10 protein-coding genes are annotated in these 16564 nt (G+C 48.5%); 3 read left to right on the forward strand and 7 right to left on the reverse strand.

Going from position 1 to position 16564, the window contains the following annotated elements:
- Positions 1-20 precede the first annotated feature (20 nt).
- Positions 21-950, reverse strand: coding sequence for a diacylglycerol kinase (locus tag AB4114_RS22305; RefSeq protein ID WP_441990493.1), 930 nt, complete (start codon positions 948-950; stop codon positions 21-23).
- Positions 951-972: 22 nt separating this feature from the next.
- Positions 973-1785: a sirohydrochlorin chelatase gene (locus AB4114_RS22310; RefSeq protein ID WP_441990431.1), complete on the reverse strand. Its 813-nt coding sequence runs from the start codon at positions 1783-1785 to the stop codon at positions 973-975.
- A gap of 225 nt (positions 1786-2010) precedes the next feature.
- Here AB4114_RS22310 and AB4114_RS22315 point away from each other — a divergent pair, with 225 nt between their 5' ends.
- Positions 2011-2097, forward strand: coding sequence for a putative holin-like toxin (locus tag AB4114_RS22315; RefSeq protein ID WP_414813269.1), 87 nt, complete (start codon positions 2011-2013; stop codon positions 2095-2097).
- A gap of 186 nt (positions 2098-2283) precedes the next feature.
- Here AB4114_RS22315 and AB4114_RS22320 read toward each other — a convergent pair whose 3' ends face one another.
- Entirely contained in the window at positions 2284-2574 is a 291-nt protein-coding gene (locus tag AB4114_RS22320) for a YerC/YecD family TrpR-related protein (RefSeq protein WP_056612830.1), read from the reverse strand.
- Between the two features lie 238 nt (positions 2575-2812).
- On the opposite strand from AB4114_RS22320, the gene AB4114_RS22325 reads away from it, so the two are divergent.
- The gene (locus AB4114_RS22325; protein ID WP_441990432.1) at positions 2813-3442 is read left to right on the forward strand and encodes an aminotransferase; all 630 of its coding nucleotides are present in this window, start codon (positions 2813-2815) and stop codon (positions 3440-3442) included.
- A gap of 70 nt (positions 3443-3512) precedes the next feature.
- Here the strand turns inward: AB4114_RS22325 and AB4114_RS22330 are convergent, their stop codons facing one another.
- Together AB4114_RS22330 and AB4114_RS22335 are read right to left on the reverse strand one after the other, a co-directional pair.
- Entirely contained in the window at positions 3513-8978 is a 5466-nt protein-coding gene (locus AB4114_RS22330) for an S-layer homology domain-containing protein (protein WP_441990433.1), read from the reverse strand.
- Positions 8979-9024: 46 nt separating this feature from the next.
- Entirely contained in the window at positions 9025-10182 is a 1158-nt protein-coding gene (locus tag AB4114_RS22335) for a HupE/UreJ family protein (RefSeq protein WP_441990434.1), read from the reverse strand.
- A 308-nt stretch (positions 10183-10490) separates the two neighbouring features.
- Here AB4114_RS22335 and AB4114_RS22340 point away from each other — a divergent pair, with 308 nt between their 5' ends.
- Complete coding sequence (locus tag AB4114_RS22340; protein WP_441990435.1) at positions 10491-12611, forward strand: helix-turn-helix domain-containing protein; 2121 nt, start codon at positions 10491-10493, stop codon at positions 12609-12611.
- Positions 12612-13956: 1345 nt separating this feature from the next.
- Here AB4114_RS22340 and AB4114_RS22345 read toward each other — a convergent pair.
- Positions 13957-15357: an ABC transporter substrate-binding protein gene (locus AB4114_RS22345; RefSeq protein WP_441990436.1), complete on the reverse strand. Its 1401-nt coding sequence runs from the start codon at positions 15355-15357 to the stop codon at positions 13957-13959.
- A gap of 108 nt (positions 15358-15465) precedes the next feature.
- Positions 15466-16419: a DUF3048 domain-containing protein gene (locus tag AB4114_RS22350; protein WP_441990437.1), complete on the reverse strand. Its 954-nt coding sequence runs from the start codon at positions 16417-16419 to the stop codon at positions 15466-15468.
- Positions 16420-16564 lie beyond the last annotated feature (145 nt).

Raw genomic sequence — 16564 nt, forward strand, 5'->3', positions numbered from 1 at the left:
CTTTGCACTCGCCTTTTTCCCTACTCACCCTCATCATGCCCATTTCCATGCCCCTTCAAATGAAACGGCGTGGTCAAAGCCTCAAGAAATTTCTTTTTATAAATCGACTGACCCGACTCATCCACGATCACCTGCAAATGGCTCTGCAAATTCGTCATCACGCAAGGCAATGTCCCGCCGAACTCTCCATCGAGATTCAACTGAACGTAGTCCGGGGAATTAATTTCAATATGATTCGTCTGAAAATAAATCAAATTCGGATCACTCAAATGCTCGCCGCGCAGCGCCAAGGATACGATACGGATGAATTCTGCCAGGTTGCATTTCTTCAAAATAATGACGTCGAACATGCCATCATTAATGTTGGCTTCCGGTGCTAACTTCTCGAAGCCCCCAACGGAGTTGGTGTTGCCCACGAGGAAGAGCATGACTTCTTCATGCATCTCGCGATCGCCGGCTTTGATATAGAGCTCAATTGGCTTCAGCCTAGGCAGCTTCTCGAGTCCCTTCATATAATAGGCCAACTGGCCGATCATGGTTTTGAGCTTGCTCGGGACTTCATACGTCAGCTCGGTCATCGAGCCGCCCCCAGCGATATTGATGAAGTAGCGGTTGTTGATTTTGCCTACATCGATCGAGGTTGAATACTGCTGAATGATGAGGTCGCAGGCATACTCCAAGTTCTTGGGGATACCGAGCGCACGCGCAAAATCATTCGTCGTCCCGAGCGGCAAAATGCCCAGCGGCGGTCTGCCTTCTCTTTCGGCCATGCCGTTGACGACTTCGCAAATCGTGCCATCACCGCCTGCTGCGATGATCAGATCGAACCCTCGACTCACGGCCTCGGCCGCTGCGAGTGTGGCATCTCCTTCACCGATGGTCGCGTGAGCGGAGGTCTCGAACCCGCCGCGCTCTAGGCGCTGGAGGATTTCGGGCAATCGTTTCTTCATTTCTTCCCGGCCTGAAGTCGGATTATAGATCAATCGTGCTCGTTTGACCACTCAATGTCATCCCCTGTTCATCGTATGGGAATACGGAGGCAATCTGCCCCTCAATCCATTTGGAAATTTGCGGACTCGGCAACAAGGCCCGTCCATGATACTTAAAGGCGACCCCTTCCAATCGGGAAGGAATCACTTTCTGTGTAAAATACCCTTCACTCAGAAAAAGCGGTGCTACTATCACCTTATACGTTGGTTTCTCACGAGCCCACCAAGCCATCTTCTCTGCTAGTTGATCCGGCAAAAGCATAGCAATATCCGCCTCGGCGAAACCGCCTAGCGTTCTAACCCGCTCCGCGAGCTGGGTAAGTCCTTGGCGCCACTTCTGGTGGAAGCCATCTTCTTTACTCCCATGCCCCACCAATAGCAGGATCTCTTCCTGGGGCGATTCGGAAAGCTCTGCGATTTTGCCATAAAGAATAGCTGCAATATCGGGATGATCATCAATCGGCGACGTGAAGTGAATTCGCGCGCGTATGTCTAAGCGCTCCATGTCGGTTTCGAGCACGGGCTCGGCAATGACCCCTAATGCGTAGCTAATCTCATCTATATGTGTACTCCCAGAGGACACGAACAGCGGAACGACGATGATATCGGTCACGCCTTGCGCCTCTAGTCTATAAATCCCATCTTGTATCAATCTACCCTCCACGAGCTCCAAATATGACGCATAAATGGGCTTACCATCAGGCATTCGCACCGCATTCACGGCATCTTCCACCAGTTGAACCCAACCCTCATCACGGGATCCATGGCTTATGACCAGCACACCATACAACCTCATTCTAACTTCCCCCACCCGTACAAACTAAGCCTATCTTCCTATGCTAACGAAAGTGGTCACCTATGTCAATTTGAAGATATCTCTACTGTTCAACTAACTCTGAATATCCTTTTAGAAGACTTTAGCTCCGATTAAATATCAACCATTTATCCCAAAATATGCTATAATCAATTTCGACAATAGAATCGGTTTCAAGGTTGGTCGGCTAGCCTCTTTAAGGAGGTGATGCCCGTGGAGGTATACCAAGCATTATCGCTCATGATTACATTTGCGACTTTGGTTGTGTTAATACTTACTAACAAACGGAAATAGACCTCCCTTGAGCTTCGCGGCTTTGGAGGTCTATTATCATTCAACTGCGGCCGATCACCATTGAGGTAATCTATTGTATGGGAGAGGTGTTAGCGCACCTCTCTTTTATTATGTTTACTGTAACATATCCACAATATACGTGCAATTGTCTATAAGATTTTTTACTACTTGCAAGCCCACAATTATTTAACGATTCAAACGATCCAACGTCAGTACATAACCGTCGTTCCCGTAGTTCAGGCACCTTTTGACCCGCGAAATAGTTGCTGTAGAAGCCCCTGTTTCCGCTTCGATCTGGTTATACGTACACCCTTTGCGCAGCATACGAGCCACTTCAAGGCGCTGCGACAGCGACTGAATCTCATTCACCGTACACAAGTCATCAAAAAAGACGTAACACTCTTCAATATCCTTCAACGTTAGTACAGCTTCGAAAAGCTGGTCTATGGCTTTATCATTTAATTTTTTTAATTGCATCTGCTGTCAACTCCCGGTCAAAAAGCATGTTGGCTTCATGGTTCTCTAAGCTCCTGTGTATCATTCGACACGTCCTAAGCAATTCCTTCCTTTAGGATTGCAGAACGTTAAAATTTCTATGCGTTAATTGGCTAAAAAGCAACAAATCCCCATGACCCGTGACATTCGTCCATACCAAAGGTAGGCAAGTGACATATCCTGTAGGAGACAAATCTGATAAAAAGGATCGTGAATCCCAGTGAGCAACCCAAGACAACAAATTATTGGTAATGGCGGAAATCGTCCTGAAGTGGAAACAAGGAGCTTAACCCTTCCAGGTGAAGGCTTCGGTCAATACCCAGGCTTAGGCAGTGGCAATCCCTTCGGTGGTGGCGGCTTTGAAGGCGGAGGTGGCTTCTTCGGCGGCCCTCCAGCAGGTGGTAATGCTGGTGGTGGATTTTTTGGCGGCGGTGGCGGCGGTAATGCAGGCGGTGGTTTATTTGGCGGTGGCGGAGGCAATACCGGTGGTGGCGGTGGCGGMGGTAACTTCCTGAGCAATCTCCTTGGCGGTGGCGGTGGTTCCGCTGGAGGTTCTTCAAACCCATTAAGCGGCTTAAATATTAAACAAATCTCCGGCTTCGTTGAGCGGATGGGTGGTATTGACGGCATCATCGGCACGATGGGCAAGGTTCAGAAGTTCATGTCGACATTTCAGCAAATGGCACCGATGGTGAAAACACTCCTTGGCTCTATCGGCAAAGGCAAGGTTGCATCTGACGAGGTAACGGAAGTCTTCCGTCCGAAACGCAAACGCCGTAAGAAATCCGGCACGGGTAAAAGACGCAAAGGCCGCTCCACATCTGGCACGGCTAAGCGCAAGCGCAGATAGTCTCATCTACTCCCACTCATTCGTAAAAGGCTCCCCGTCTTCATAGACGGAGGAGCCTCTTTACTTGTTGCTATTTTTTCAATGATCGTAAGATGATGGCTGAAGCTTCCGCACGCGTTGATATCCCTTGCGGTTTCAAGGTGCCGTCTTGGTAACCATTCAATAACTCTTTCGAAGTCAAGACCGCTACTGCCGCCTGTGCCCATTCCGAAATAGATGCGTTGTCGGTGAATTCCATGCCTTCTGCGCCTTTATCATTCATATGTGCTGCCCGTACAATTATGACAGCCATTTGCTCGCGGGTAATCGTATCATCCGGACCGAATGTCGTATCTGTGTATCCTGAGATGATCCCATTGGCTGCCGCTGTAGCAATCGCATTCTTAGCCCAATGGTTCGTAGTATCATTGAATGTTCTTCCGCCCTGATCGCTGAGCTTCAAGAATTTGACCACGATAGAGACGAATTCTGCTCTTGTAATGCGACCTTCGGGTTTAAAAGTTCCATCCGGATAGCCATTGATCGCTCCCTGTCCAATCAATTCACGAATGTTAGCCTCTGCCCAATGTCCCTTAATATCAGCCAGATTGGCTCCATCTGATCCAGGATTTCCAGTTACAGGCTTATCTTTCGGTGTAGCCATGACAGCAAATTTCGTGAAGTGAGTAACGGATCCCGTCACAGTCCCCTTCACCTTATCCACCACAATGTTCTCTAGTTGCACCCACTTGCGCGTTGTTTCATTAAACCAGTATAGACTAACTGCTGATTGATCTAGATCTACTTTGGTTATGTCAAAAGGTAAGGTAATTTGGATCGCTTTGCTGAACTCACCAGCTGTATCTTTCTTGATCTCATACACATCACTGACTAGCTTGGATGCTGGTTCAATCGGTAGAGATGATGCTTCTGGCAGTTTATTCACAGTTACTTTGATAGCACTCGTTACAGCGCCATTTGGAATAACAAGTTGCACGCCACCCAAGGTCGCTGTTCCGCCATTCGTTGGAATGGTCGTTTCCGTGTTATTCGCTGGATCACCTGTACCTCCACTGCCTCCATTACCGCTATCACCAGAATCGGTGTCTCCCGGTAGAGTCGTGAATTTCCAGATATCCGACTGCGCCCTGCCTCCGAACATATCTTCGGCAACTGCATACCATTGGTAACCTGTATTCCGTGCAAGGCCGCGCCAAACGACAGATGCTTGTTGTCCGCTCAACACATTCTCAACGCTTCCAATCTTCTTATCTGTATACACGTTGACTCCAATATAGTCGGTAGCCACTCGTTTCGTTACTGGCTGCAGATTCAAGTCAATGGTGAACTCATCTTTACCAGGATGTTCGGTCGGATCATAGAAATTGTAATCATCTAGATACGGTGAATAAGTCTTCATGTTGATTTTGCCATGTGCCATATCGAACTGCATCAGTCTGATATAACCCAGTCCACCTTCAGGAGCGCCTTGGTAGTCCGCTAGCATTTGATAGACTTTGCGGTCTGGTTGGTTGTCCCCATCGTCATCAATGGCATCAATTTTCAATTGCGCATCATGATAGTGGCCGGAAAGAGCAGCGATAACGTTCTTATTCGGTTTGATGACACGTTCGAACACTTTCTCCGCCATCGGCGCGCGGTTATTGGAAACGAGCATGAATTCATGGAAGTTCAAGATCGCCTTCCGATTCGGGAATTCTTTTAAAACCCCATTAATCCAATCAATCTCTTTATCCCCATAGCCCCAACCCATATAAATAATGATAAAATCATTACCGTTCGAGGAAACGAGGTCATAATGTCCCCGATTGTTATCATAGGATTCGCCGTACGTTGGCTGATTCTTGAATCGATCTTCCCCAAACCACTTCGCATAGTAGCTATAATCGTTGTCTTGATGACCTACGTCATGGTTACCCGCCAGTACCCCATAAGGAATGTTGGCATCTTCMAAGACTTTCATGTCTTTATCCGCTTCGATCCATTGGTACTCTTGATCCGCGTTATCAACGATGTCACCGGTGTGGATGACATACTTAATCTTATTATCTTCTTTGTGATCCGCGATCCACTTGACGATTTGTTGATAGATGTGCGGGTAGCTTTTGGAATAATACTGCGTATCGGACATCCATACAAAGGAGAAATCGTAGTCAGATGTCTCTACCGGCTGATTATTTTGAACGACGGCTATCTGATCCTGTACCATCACCTGAATCTTGCCTTTATTTGCATAATCACCAGCTGTAACCACAGCCTTCAACTCAAAATCCTCCGTACCGGCGATAACCGTCTTCAGTGGACTCCAAGATTGCCCGCTTGGACTCCAGGCATACAAGGTCACTTTACGACCTTCGAGCGATTTCCCTTTCCAGTTAATTTCCACTTTGTCCGAACTTTTGATAGTTGGATCTAGTGAAACTTCAAACCGTTGGTAAGGGAATTTCTCATCGGAATCATCAATTAGATAATTCCCATCGAGCTTACTCACTTTCTCATAATCTTCTTGGGTAAAAGCAGTCTCTCCATCAGGCTTCTCCTGTTTCGGAGGCTCCGTATCAGAAGCATTGCGGTATCCCTTGAACTGGCCTGGAGTACTGGCGTCGTACTTAAATCCCCCGTAGAAGGATACGTTCAAGTCGTCATTCATCGGATCGGAGACTTTCACGGTTAGTGTCGTATCGCTATTCAAGCCCGCCGCACCTTGCGTTGGCGCAACTAGCGCAGGTGTATCCGGAATTTCATTTGGCACCTCGAAGTTAATCGTCTGAGTCGAGACATTTCCGACTTTATCCGTCGCTTTCAGGCTGAATACATGCTTGCCGCCTTGAAGCTGTGCAGATGACGTTGCAAGCGGCAACGTGATCGGTTGCTCGTCAAGCGTTGCCTCAACCTTGTCCACACCAGCAAGTAGGTCGGTTACTTCTGCATCCAGCGTGAAGGGACCTCGGTACATTTTGCCCTCTTCGATAGACGGTTGAATGCTTGGAGCGGAGTTATCCACGATGACATGCGAGGTAACGGTACCTGCACTCGTATTGCTGACTGTGATCTGATGGTCACCATCATTCATCGTTGGTGTGTTCCAGACATAAGCCTTAGAAGCCAGCAGTCCTGCTGGAATAACGAAATCGAAATCCACAACCGGAGGTTTCCCGGACGAATCTCCCATTTTAATCACTTTGGCCGGATTGTTATATTTGGGATCATAAATAACGGTACCATCGTCAAAAACGAGACGTACATTCTTCACATCGAAATTATCTTTATTCTCCAACGGATTCTCGTCGAAAGGCGAAGCTTTCGAACCCGCTCTAATGGCGAATAGATTGCTGCCTTCCTTCAAACGGTCTGCTTGAATCGGCGTCGACAACGTTGTGTAGCTATTCACTGTATCTTGAAACGTATAGAGAATATCTTGCCCCTGGGTAACGGCATTTTTGAAATAGTAATTCACGCCTGTCACTTCAAAAGCAAAGTACGCATTATGCTCAACCGCATGAAAGGTAGAAGCTGTTAGCTCGTTCCCATCGATGGCAAGCTTCAGGTCATCTGCGCTAAGTCCTTCACCTGTCCCTTTAATCACTTTGGACCCGGCAACAATGTCACCGTCCTTGAAATTGAGGCGCAGAGCCGAGTGATCTGAACCACCATTTATGGCAATCCGCTTGGTGGCTGTTGTCGTCTCATTTTGACCATCGGAAGAAACAAAGTAGTAATCTACATACGCATTACCAATGAGTTCTGGCGAGAAAATGGTGTAATGGTATAACGTATCCGCGAAACTCTCTTTCAAAAACTTTCTGTTAAACGTGGACTGCTTCTCAGTCTTATAGTAGAGTGCTGCCGTTTTTACCGCTGTTTCATCTTTGACATCACTGATCATTTCGAGATCGTTCGATTGTGCAATGCTGGTCACTTTGGTCAAATCGGTTATGACAGGCTTGATGGTATCTGGTGTCACAATGATCGTGTGATCAGGTGCTTGAGCTGGCTCCACAATTCCCGGCGTTGCCGCCACTAGACCGGCACTGTATTTAACCATCGTCTTACCGCCGTCTTGTGGATACTTATATAGGATCCCTTTATTCGCCTTGGCATCACCAGTTACGTAATAAGCGGATGACACTTCGATGCCTGTGTTTGTAGCAACGAGAATCCCTCTATTGGATCCATTAGCCATACCATCATTGTGAATACGGACCATATTGGTGCCTTCAACCACATGGGAATTGTAGTTCGCATTGAAGTCAGCCTCGGTCGCATTCTCGTTCCCCGCATTGATAACCCAGAAGACGAGCGTTCCCTTAGACGGGATGACCATGTCTTCCTTGTCAGCAGGCCAAATAACATCCGCATCTGGTCCCGTATCGGTATAACGATAGATCAATTGATAGTCTTTGAAATTAATCGGTTGATCCGAATTGTTGTACACCTCAATAAACTCATAACCATCCGGTGTGCCTATATTCGTAGAATCAGGTACAACCTCCGTTACAAGAAGTGGTGGTACCTTCGTATAGTCAAAATGATCGAGTGCCACATCAACACGGTAAACGTCCGATCTCACCGTATTAAAACCATCGTCCGCCTGCACATAATAAGTCAGTTGGCTCTCGGTTAGCTTGGCCTTCGGAATAGCAGCTTGATACTGGTTACTGCCTGTTACGGTCATCGGGACCGAATCATAGGTCGTCTGTGCCCCCATTTGATAATACACCGCTGCGGATACCGTTTCGTTCTGCTCTGTGTTGGCAATTTGCGCTTGCAGGAGGAGATCGTTCTTCTGATCTGCTTGCGTAACTGGTGTATGGCTGACGACCGGAGGCTCCGAGAAGTTCAGCGGTACGGGAGGAACTTGTGCGGGATCGACAATCCCTGGCGTTGCAGCATTTTCCCCGACAGAATACATCGTCATATTCTTCGTACTGTCTGACGGATAGCGATATAGGATACCTTTATCCGGTTTCGAAACCCCGTTTACGGCGCTAGTTTGGTAGCTTGCGATCGAGATATCACTGCCAGATTTCTCTTGAATGACGAGGGCTCTTGGACTCGTATTTGCCATGCCTCCACCGCCATCCACACGGAAAAGGTTCACATATTCTTGCAGATTCGTATTGAAGTTCGTATTGAAATCGGCTACCGTTTTAGCTCCATTTTGCGCATTCGTTACCCATAAGGTAATCGTGGATTGCGCAGGAATTTTCATCGTGGCATAGGGGGTTGTATCATGCATGCCTGGCCAAACGGTATCCACACCTGCATTGCGATAGACCAAGTTATAATCTTTAAATTCAATCTCCTTGTTCGTATTGTTATACACCTCTATAAACTCATAAGCATCCGCGCCGCCCACATTAGCGGTATCTGGAACAAGCTCCGTTATCAATAGCTTCGGTACTTTCGAATAATCTACAGCGTTAACCTGTACGTCATTGCCAACGGCACTAGCCATAGGTGTCAGCATGCTGAACATCATGCCAGCTACGGTGACCCCTGAAATCAATTGTTTTAAACTCTTTTTAACCAACATGGTAACGCCCTCTCATTATAAAATGGTGCAAATTTTCTACTGCTATCTATTGAGTAAGAATGCGCTCTATGAACCAGTACAACCCGAACACGCCAACGATGCCCGAGGCATATAAGTTCCAATTGATCTTCAGCGGTACGCGGCGTATCAATACGAGTAGCGGAATCAGAACGCCAACCACGACAAGCTGTCCAATCTCCACACCTAAATTGAAAGAGAATAAGGGCAGCGCCATATGTCCAGACAGCGTCCCTCTTAGCACCTCGGCGAACCCAAAGCCGTGCACCAGTCCAAACAACATCGTGACGACGACTCTGGCACTCTCTTTCCTCTTCCATATATTTTCAGCAGCAACATAGAGAATACTAAGCGCGATTAAAGGTTCAACGATGCTAGGTGAGAGATACGCGACTTGTAAGGAAGACAAAACAAGGGTTATGCAGTGTCCCACTGTGAATGCCGTTATCAGCTTAACTATTTTCCAAACTCTTTGTTCGGCTGCAAGCAATAGTCCAAATAGAAACAGCATGTGATCCAGCCCTGACCAGATATGTTTCATCCCCATGAGAATATAGGTCTGAAGTGTGCTTTGCCAAGATCCAGTAGGAGTGGAAGACGTATCGTCTGCTGGCTTTGCTGCTGTTGTTGATTGGGTCGGATTCCCCGCTACCGCTCCTGGCCCTTGAATCTGTACAATATAATTCTGACTGCCAAGGACCTGCTCAATGGTCTGCCCGCCGACCTGAATGGTCGCATAATTGCTATGATTCGGATCAACCCCGCTGTACCAGAAGAAATTGTACTGCATGAGATATCGTTTCACGGGGGACGCAAATGTATAGTGGATATCGATGCCGATCATATCCATACTGGCCCGCTTCTCATGTTTGGCACTAACAATGACACCTGTGCCAACCTTGCCATCGCCGGTAACGATGATCCCATCATCGACCAGCTTGCCGATGGCTTCCAAGGAACTGGCCAATTGCTTATCACTGATCTTGTCGCCCCCATCTGCTTTGTCGGGGAAGATTTGTAGAAGATCATGTTCCAATAGAGATAGATGATACGCCATCGTATTTGAACCTATTTGGATATCGGAATAACCACTCGAAGAGAAATGAGCCCCAACTGAGCTTGCTGCGGTCAGGGATACGATAACTAGTAAAGCTAACGCGACGATGCTTTTTCTAATGTTCAACACATGCCTATTCCCCTCATCATTCATTTGCACATACGCATTTTGAAATTTGGCTGACGTCTCCTTTCCTTCGACTTCGTTGATACATGCCCATCATATCCAGCCCTCCACGCCTTGCCTATACACATGATTTGCGTTCCTGAGCGATTGTTACGATTCTTCTTTTAAGCTTTTATAAAGCGGGAAATAGCATAAAAGCGCCCAACTTCCAATAAAAAGCCCATACCCTTCACTTCAGATTTCATCTACAATTGAGGTATATAACTCGCCGGAAGCATGGCAGCGGAGCAATCAGAAGGAGCCTGCGACTTATGAAACTTTTCTCCAATCAGAGATCCCTATTTCGAAACATCCTAGCCAGCTTTATGATCTTGATTCTCATCTTCTGTTCCTTTAATCTCTTGATTTTCTGGCTCGTCAAAAACCACCTCCGCAGCGAGATGATGGCACAGCATCGTCTAACTCTGCAGAAAGTGGCGGAGCGCTATCAATTTCAATTGGATAAAGTGCGAGAAGCTTTGTATAAGCAATTTACCGATAAGAGTGTCATTACACTTAACAATCAAGTGATTTTAAAGAAGGATCCGGAGTCACTTTCTACCCGTCCTATTGTGCTGAACATGCAAAGCATCGCGAGCGATTCGGAACTGTATGTGGACAATTTGATCCTGATGTTCCGATCTACGAATCTGACTCTGAGTAAACTAGGTCCTGGAACGACGGTCGATTTGTTCAGCAGCATCTACCAAAGCACACAATATCCGTTCTCTTACTGGCAATCGCAATTTGATCGCAGTGACAATTACGTGCTTCATCCGGCGACTTTATTCGGCAGCCCCTCACCATCAGGAGAATCAACAGGAAGAATGTTAATTCCTTATTCCATTAAGCCTGCACTGGCTGACAATATGATGAYTGCGATGATCGACGGCAACCGCTTGCGTGACGCAGTTCTGAAGGAAAATCCCGATCTGAATATCACGATACTAGGACCGAATCAAACGGTCATCTATGAGACAAATAAGGATTCCCGCCAGCTTCGAGAGCCGGTTGAGATTGACTATCAAGATGAAGATGGTTTGCGTTACGTCATGAAGATGACGAGTCCTGAATTTTCATCTAGAATCCTTCGTTTGGACAATCTCATGATGATTCTGTTAGGCGTCTCTATTGCCATCGCCTTCCTCGTCTCTTTATTTTTCAGCAAACGACTCCATAAACCGGTCCGACAACTGATCCAAGAAAAAGGCGAGATTCAGCAGGAGCTGCAGGATCAACAATCGGAGTTAATCAACTATCATTTCATGAATAAGCTGAAAAATATCCATCCTGATCCCGATGATTGGCAGCATATTCAAGGCACCGAGGGGACCTACACCATCGTGCTGTACGAGCTTCGGTTCCGCTCACCCGCTTTCATTGATGTCCCGATGAGCAGAGAACACATTTCGCAAACGATTGGCGAGCATATCAAACGAATGACCTATCAGTGGTTTCCTGATTCCCATACGCTGCAAATGGAACACCATCAGTTTCTAACGGTGTTCCCTGGCAATGAGCGGGAGCGTATCCTGCTTATGGTCAAAGAGTTGAAACTGGTTCTAGACGATGACCTTCGCTACTGTCTGGTGACGGCCGCCATCAGCTCGGCGTTCGAGCATTCTCTGCAGTTCGGTCATGCCTACCGACAGGTGAATGAATTAGCTGCGCATGCCCGCTTACTGGAAGAAACGCAAATTGTCGTTGAATATCGTTCAGATCGGTCTACGTACTTCCTTACTCTCACACAGGAGCAAGAACTGACCGCAGCGCTCAAATCAGGCAAAGAGCAGGAAACGCTAGACCTCTTCCTTCCTTGGCTGGACGAGCTTGACCTGAAGGAAGCGTCTGTGAATATGTTTAAGCATATGGTGCTTGCTGTAACCGATAAGGCCAAAATGGTGCTCGACCATTACAAAGTTCAAGCTGACGATACGTTGCAGCTGCGGTCCATCCTGCTTCAATTAGAGGAATGCTGTACGTTGGACGAGTATAAACAAAGCTTCGCCTCTTATTTCCATATCGTCACGCAGCTCATCCGTGAGAAGAAAGAAACGAATGATCCCATCATTGATTATGTGCTTAACGTCATTAAGGATCAGTATGCTGAGGATCTTTCACTTGATGTTCTCGCTGATCAACTAACGCTGAGCAGTTCCTACCTCTCTACGTATATCAAAGAGAAAACTGGAGCCAACTTCATGGAACATTTGCATGATCGCCGCGTGGGTTACGCGCAAGAGCTGCTGGTCCATACCGACTCCAACATTCAAGACATTGGCATCCAAGTCGGCTACCGCAACATCTCTTCCTTTAATCGCATGTTCAAAAACCGCACAGGCTCTTCCCCCGGCGAGTACCGTAGAACACATCTGCTGGATAAAAGAGCATGAGAAAGAACCTGAGGCAGAGCCTCAGGTTCTTTTGTGTTGCGTACATTTGTGCGCTAGCATCCGATGGACGACGGAGGTACCCCACTTGCGCACAATATTTGTGCGCTAGCGTCCGTCGGACGACGGAGGTACTTCCCTTGCGCACAATATTTGTGCGCTAGCGTCCGTCGGACGACGGAGGTACCCCCTTGCGCACAATATTTGTGCGCTAGCGTCCGACGGACGACGGAGGTACCCCACTTGCGCACAATATTTGTGTGCTAGCGTCCGTCCGACGGCGGAGGTACTTCCCTAGCGCACAATATTTGTGTGCTAGCGTCCGATGGACGACGGAGGTACTTCCCTTGCGCACAATATTTGTGCGCTAGCGTCCGTCGGACGACGGAAGTACTTCCCTTGCGCACAATATTTGTGCGCTAGCTTCCGACGGACGACGGAGGTACTTCCCTTGCGCACAATATTTGTGCGCTAGCGTCCGACGGACGACGGAGGTACTTCCCTTGCGCACAATATTTGTGCGCTAGCGTCCGTCCGACGACGGAGGTACTTCCCTTGCGCACAATATTTGTGCGCTAGCGTCCGTCCGACGGCGGAGGTACTTCCCTTGCGCACAATATTTGTGCGCTAGCGTCCGACGGACGACGGAGGTACTTCCCTTGCGCCCCTTGCGCACAATATTTGTGCGCTAGCTTCCGACGGACGGCGGAGGTACTTCCCTTGCGCACAATATTTGTGCGCTAGCGTCCGTCGGACGACGGAAGTACTTCCCTTGCGCACAATATTTGTGCGCTAGCGTCGACGGACGACGGAGGTACCCCCTTGCGCACAATATTTGTGCGCTAGCGTCCGTCCGACGGCGGAGGTACTTCCCTTGCGCACAATATTTGTGCGCTAGCGTCCGACGGACGACGGAGGTACCCCACTTGCGCACAATATTTGTGCGCTAGCGTCCGACGGACGACGGAGGCACTTCCCTTGCGCACAATATTTGTGCGCTAGCGTCCGACGGACGACGGAGGTACTTCCCTTGCGCACAATATTTGTGCGCTAGCGTCCGACGGACGACGGAGGTACCCCACTTGCGCACAATATTTGTGCGCTAGCATACGTCCGACGGCGGAGGTACTTCCCTTGCGCACAATATTTGTGCGCTAGCGTCCGTCCGACGACGGAGGTAGCTTAGGTTTTATCACCAATATGAAAGCAGGTTATGGTGCCCGGAAACTTATACTTTCTAATATAGTGAGAAAGAACCCGAGGCTCTGCCTCAGGTTCTTTTGTGTAGCGCACTGTAGCAAGGGTGGGAGGCCCCCACTGGAGCCGAATTTACCCAGCTTCCATTACTTTACTTCAACGTCCTATTATACGCATCAATTTTGGCGTTAATTTCTAAGGCAGCTGCATCGAGTGCTTCCTGCGGCGATTTCTGCCCGCTGAGCGCTTGCCCGATGGCATTCTCCGTCAGCTTTCTCGCTTCTGGATAGACTCCCAGAACACCGCCTTGTGTCGCTTGATTCTGCTTGGCAGCGTTATGCTGATCAATGGCTGTCTTGAACTGTGGAAACTGTTTCATATTGTCTTGTACAATCGGCAGCTCATAAGCCTTCTCCGTAATGGGGAAGTAGCCTGTGTTGACATGGAAGAACGCCTGCTGCTMCGGTTCAGACAAATACTTCATGAATGCCCATGCCGCTTGCTGCTCCGCATCCGGCTTGCTATTCATGATCCAGTTGCTAGCCCCGCCTACAACGACACCGCCGCTGCTTACTTCGGATGACTTAGGGAAGAAGCCCGTCCCAACTTCGAACTTACCATCAACAGAATCGAGGATATCGCGCAGCGCTGCCGTCGTATCGAAGATCATAGCGACCTTCCCTTCGGCGAACATCTTCTTGGATTCATCGCCCTTACCCGCTGAGTGAATGGCAGCCTTGCTGTCAACTAACCCCTTCCACCAAGTAAGCGCCTTAACGCCCGCTTCACCATTCAACTGCCATTCTGTGGCTAAGCCATCGCGCCCGTTGCCAGAGTTGACCATCTCAGCGCCCTGATTGGCAATAAGCTGTTCCATATACCAACTGTGTGTGCCGAAGTAGGCACCATCCACACTGTCTGTTGTTAACTTTTTCGCTGCTTGGGTGATATCCGCATAGAGAACCGGTGGTTTCTCGGGGTTTAATCCTGCCGCTTTGAACAGATCCTTGTTGTAATACAGAATAGGGTTAGATGCGTTAAAGGGCATCGAATACAATGTATTTTCCACCCTATAGTAATTGAAAATAGCTTCATCCATTTGGGACACATCATACTTGTCCTGATCCACGAAGTTCTGAATCGGTGTGATCGCCTTAGAATCAATCATGAATCGTGTGCCGATATCGTACACCTGAACCATGGTTGGTCCTAAATTGGAACCGATAGATGCTTTCAACTTGGTCAAACTATCGAAGTAGGAGCCCTGAAATACAGCCTCCACTTTAATATCCTTATGTGCAGCATTGAAGTTGGTTACGAGCCTGTCCACCACTTGCCCGTTCTCGCCGCTCATGGAGTGCCACCAGACTACTTTCTTAACGCCATTAACCAATGGATCAGCAATTTCAGCAGCTTCAGCAGCATTCCCTGCCTCCGTGCCTTTCACCATATCATCTTGCCCCCATACCGAATAAACGCCCAATAGGCCGAACACCAGCACAATGATGATGAAATAAGCGGGTATCGAAATTTTACGTTGCAATGCCTTCATCTTATCCCTCCTATGACTTGTAATCATAGGATCTCAATGTTTGCCTGTGATTAAGGGAATGTAAAGGGATTGTTAAACATGTTAATTATGATTAAACATGACCTACTCCTACTCCACCTTCAACTTCGTCCCCTCCGGCACGATCTGCACCCACGTGTTGCCCGGCAGCAGCGGTACTTCCTGGCCATCGCTGGCATAGGCGCGGAGCATGCCGTTCTTGCGTTCCCACGTGATCGCTTGGGACATGCCCTCTTGGAAGATCATGCCCTTGTTCGGCCCGAATACGTCGACAATTCGGCGCCCCTCTTTGTCAATGATCTGATGCTTGCTCTCTAGGACAAGCAAATTCTTGGTCTGCAGCTGCTTGCCTGTTTCCTTGTCGAGATGCGGCTTCCCTTCCATAGAGCGCTTGTACACGCCGCCAGCAGCATCATAATCATACGAAGCGAAATACCCCATGAGATAGGGAATTTGAATATAATGAACAGCTGCGCCCGTGAGTTTGCCCTGCCCTGCTTTGGTGAACGTGAGCAAAGGCCCATTCCACTCGGTGCGGAACTTGCGCGCCTCGGCACCTTTTTTCATTTTATCCACAGAGGTATAGAGATTGTGCGGTGCCTTCCGGTCGGTGGAGCGCCAATAGTAGGCGCCATCGCCATACACTTCATCGAGATGGGCCAGATTGCGGCCTGCCATCATATCCATCGCATCCTGGCTCCAACCAGCATGTACAATAATCGCATCCAACGCATCGCCGATCTCCACAAAATAAGGCCGAATGCTGCGCACCGGACCAATCACGCTAGCTGCTTGACTCTGGAACACCGAGACGAATCTAGTAATCTCGCCCTCGGCAAGGATTTCATAGACGATGTCCGCCTGATCGAGGCCGGTTTGGGGCCGGGCTTGCGGCGCATTTTCGACCATAACCATATAGGGACGAGTCTTCACCTCGTGATCGGCTGGCAAACCAGTTAACGGGAATTTGAATGGGAGCTGCGCTTCGACTGTTGGCGTTGCAGGCTGCTGCGTCGCAGGTGTCGGGCTGACCGTAGTCGTCACAGGGACGGTTTCCGGAGTGGCGGTTGATATAACGGAAGTCGCATCACTACAACCAGCAAGGGTCAGGACAGAGCATCCAAGTATGAGCCATGTGCTCAGAGTTCTTTTACGGATTAAAGGCAATGTTATCAAAAGGGCTGCACCT

The sequence above is a fragment of the Paenibacillus sp. 2RAB27 genome (genome assembly GCF_052115445.1).
Lineage (GTDB): Bacteria > Bacillota > Bacilli > Paenibacillales > NBRC-103111 > Paenibacillus_E.

What these genes read in the sequence shown, in the direction of transcription:
- AB4114_RS22305 (WP_441990493.1), bottom strand. Translation starts at nt 950, where the DNA reads ATGAAGAAACGATTGCCCGAAATCCTCCAGCGCCTAGAGCGCGGCGGG.
- AB4114_RS22310 (WP_441990431.1), bottom strand. Translation starts at nt 1,785, where the DNA reads ATGAGGTTGTATGGTGTGCTGGTCATAAGCCATGGATCCCGTGATGAG.
- AB4114_RS22315 (WP_414813269.1), top strand. Translation starts at nt 2,011, where the DNA reads ATGCCCGTGGAGGTATACCAAGCATTATCGCTCATGATTACATTTGCG.
- AB4114_RS22320 (WP_056612830.1), bottom strand. Translation starts at nt 2,574, where the DNA reads ATGCAATTAAAAAAATTAAATGATAAAGCCATAGACCAGCTTTTCGAA.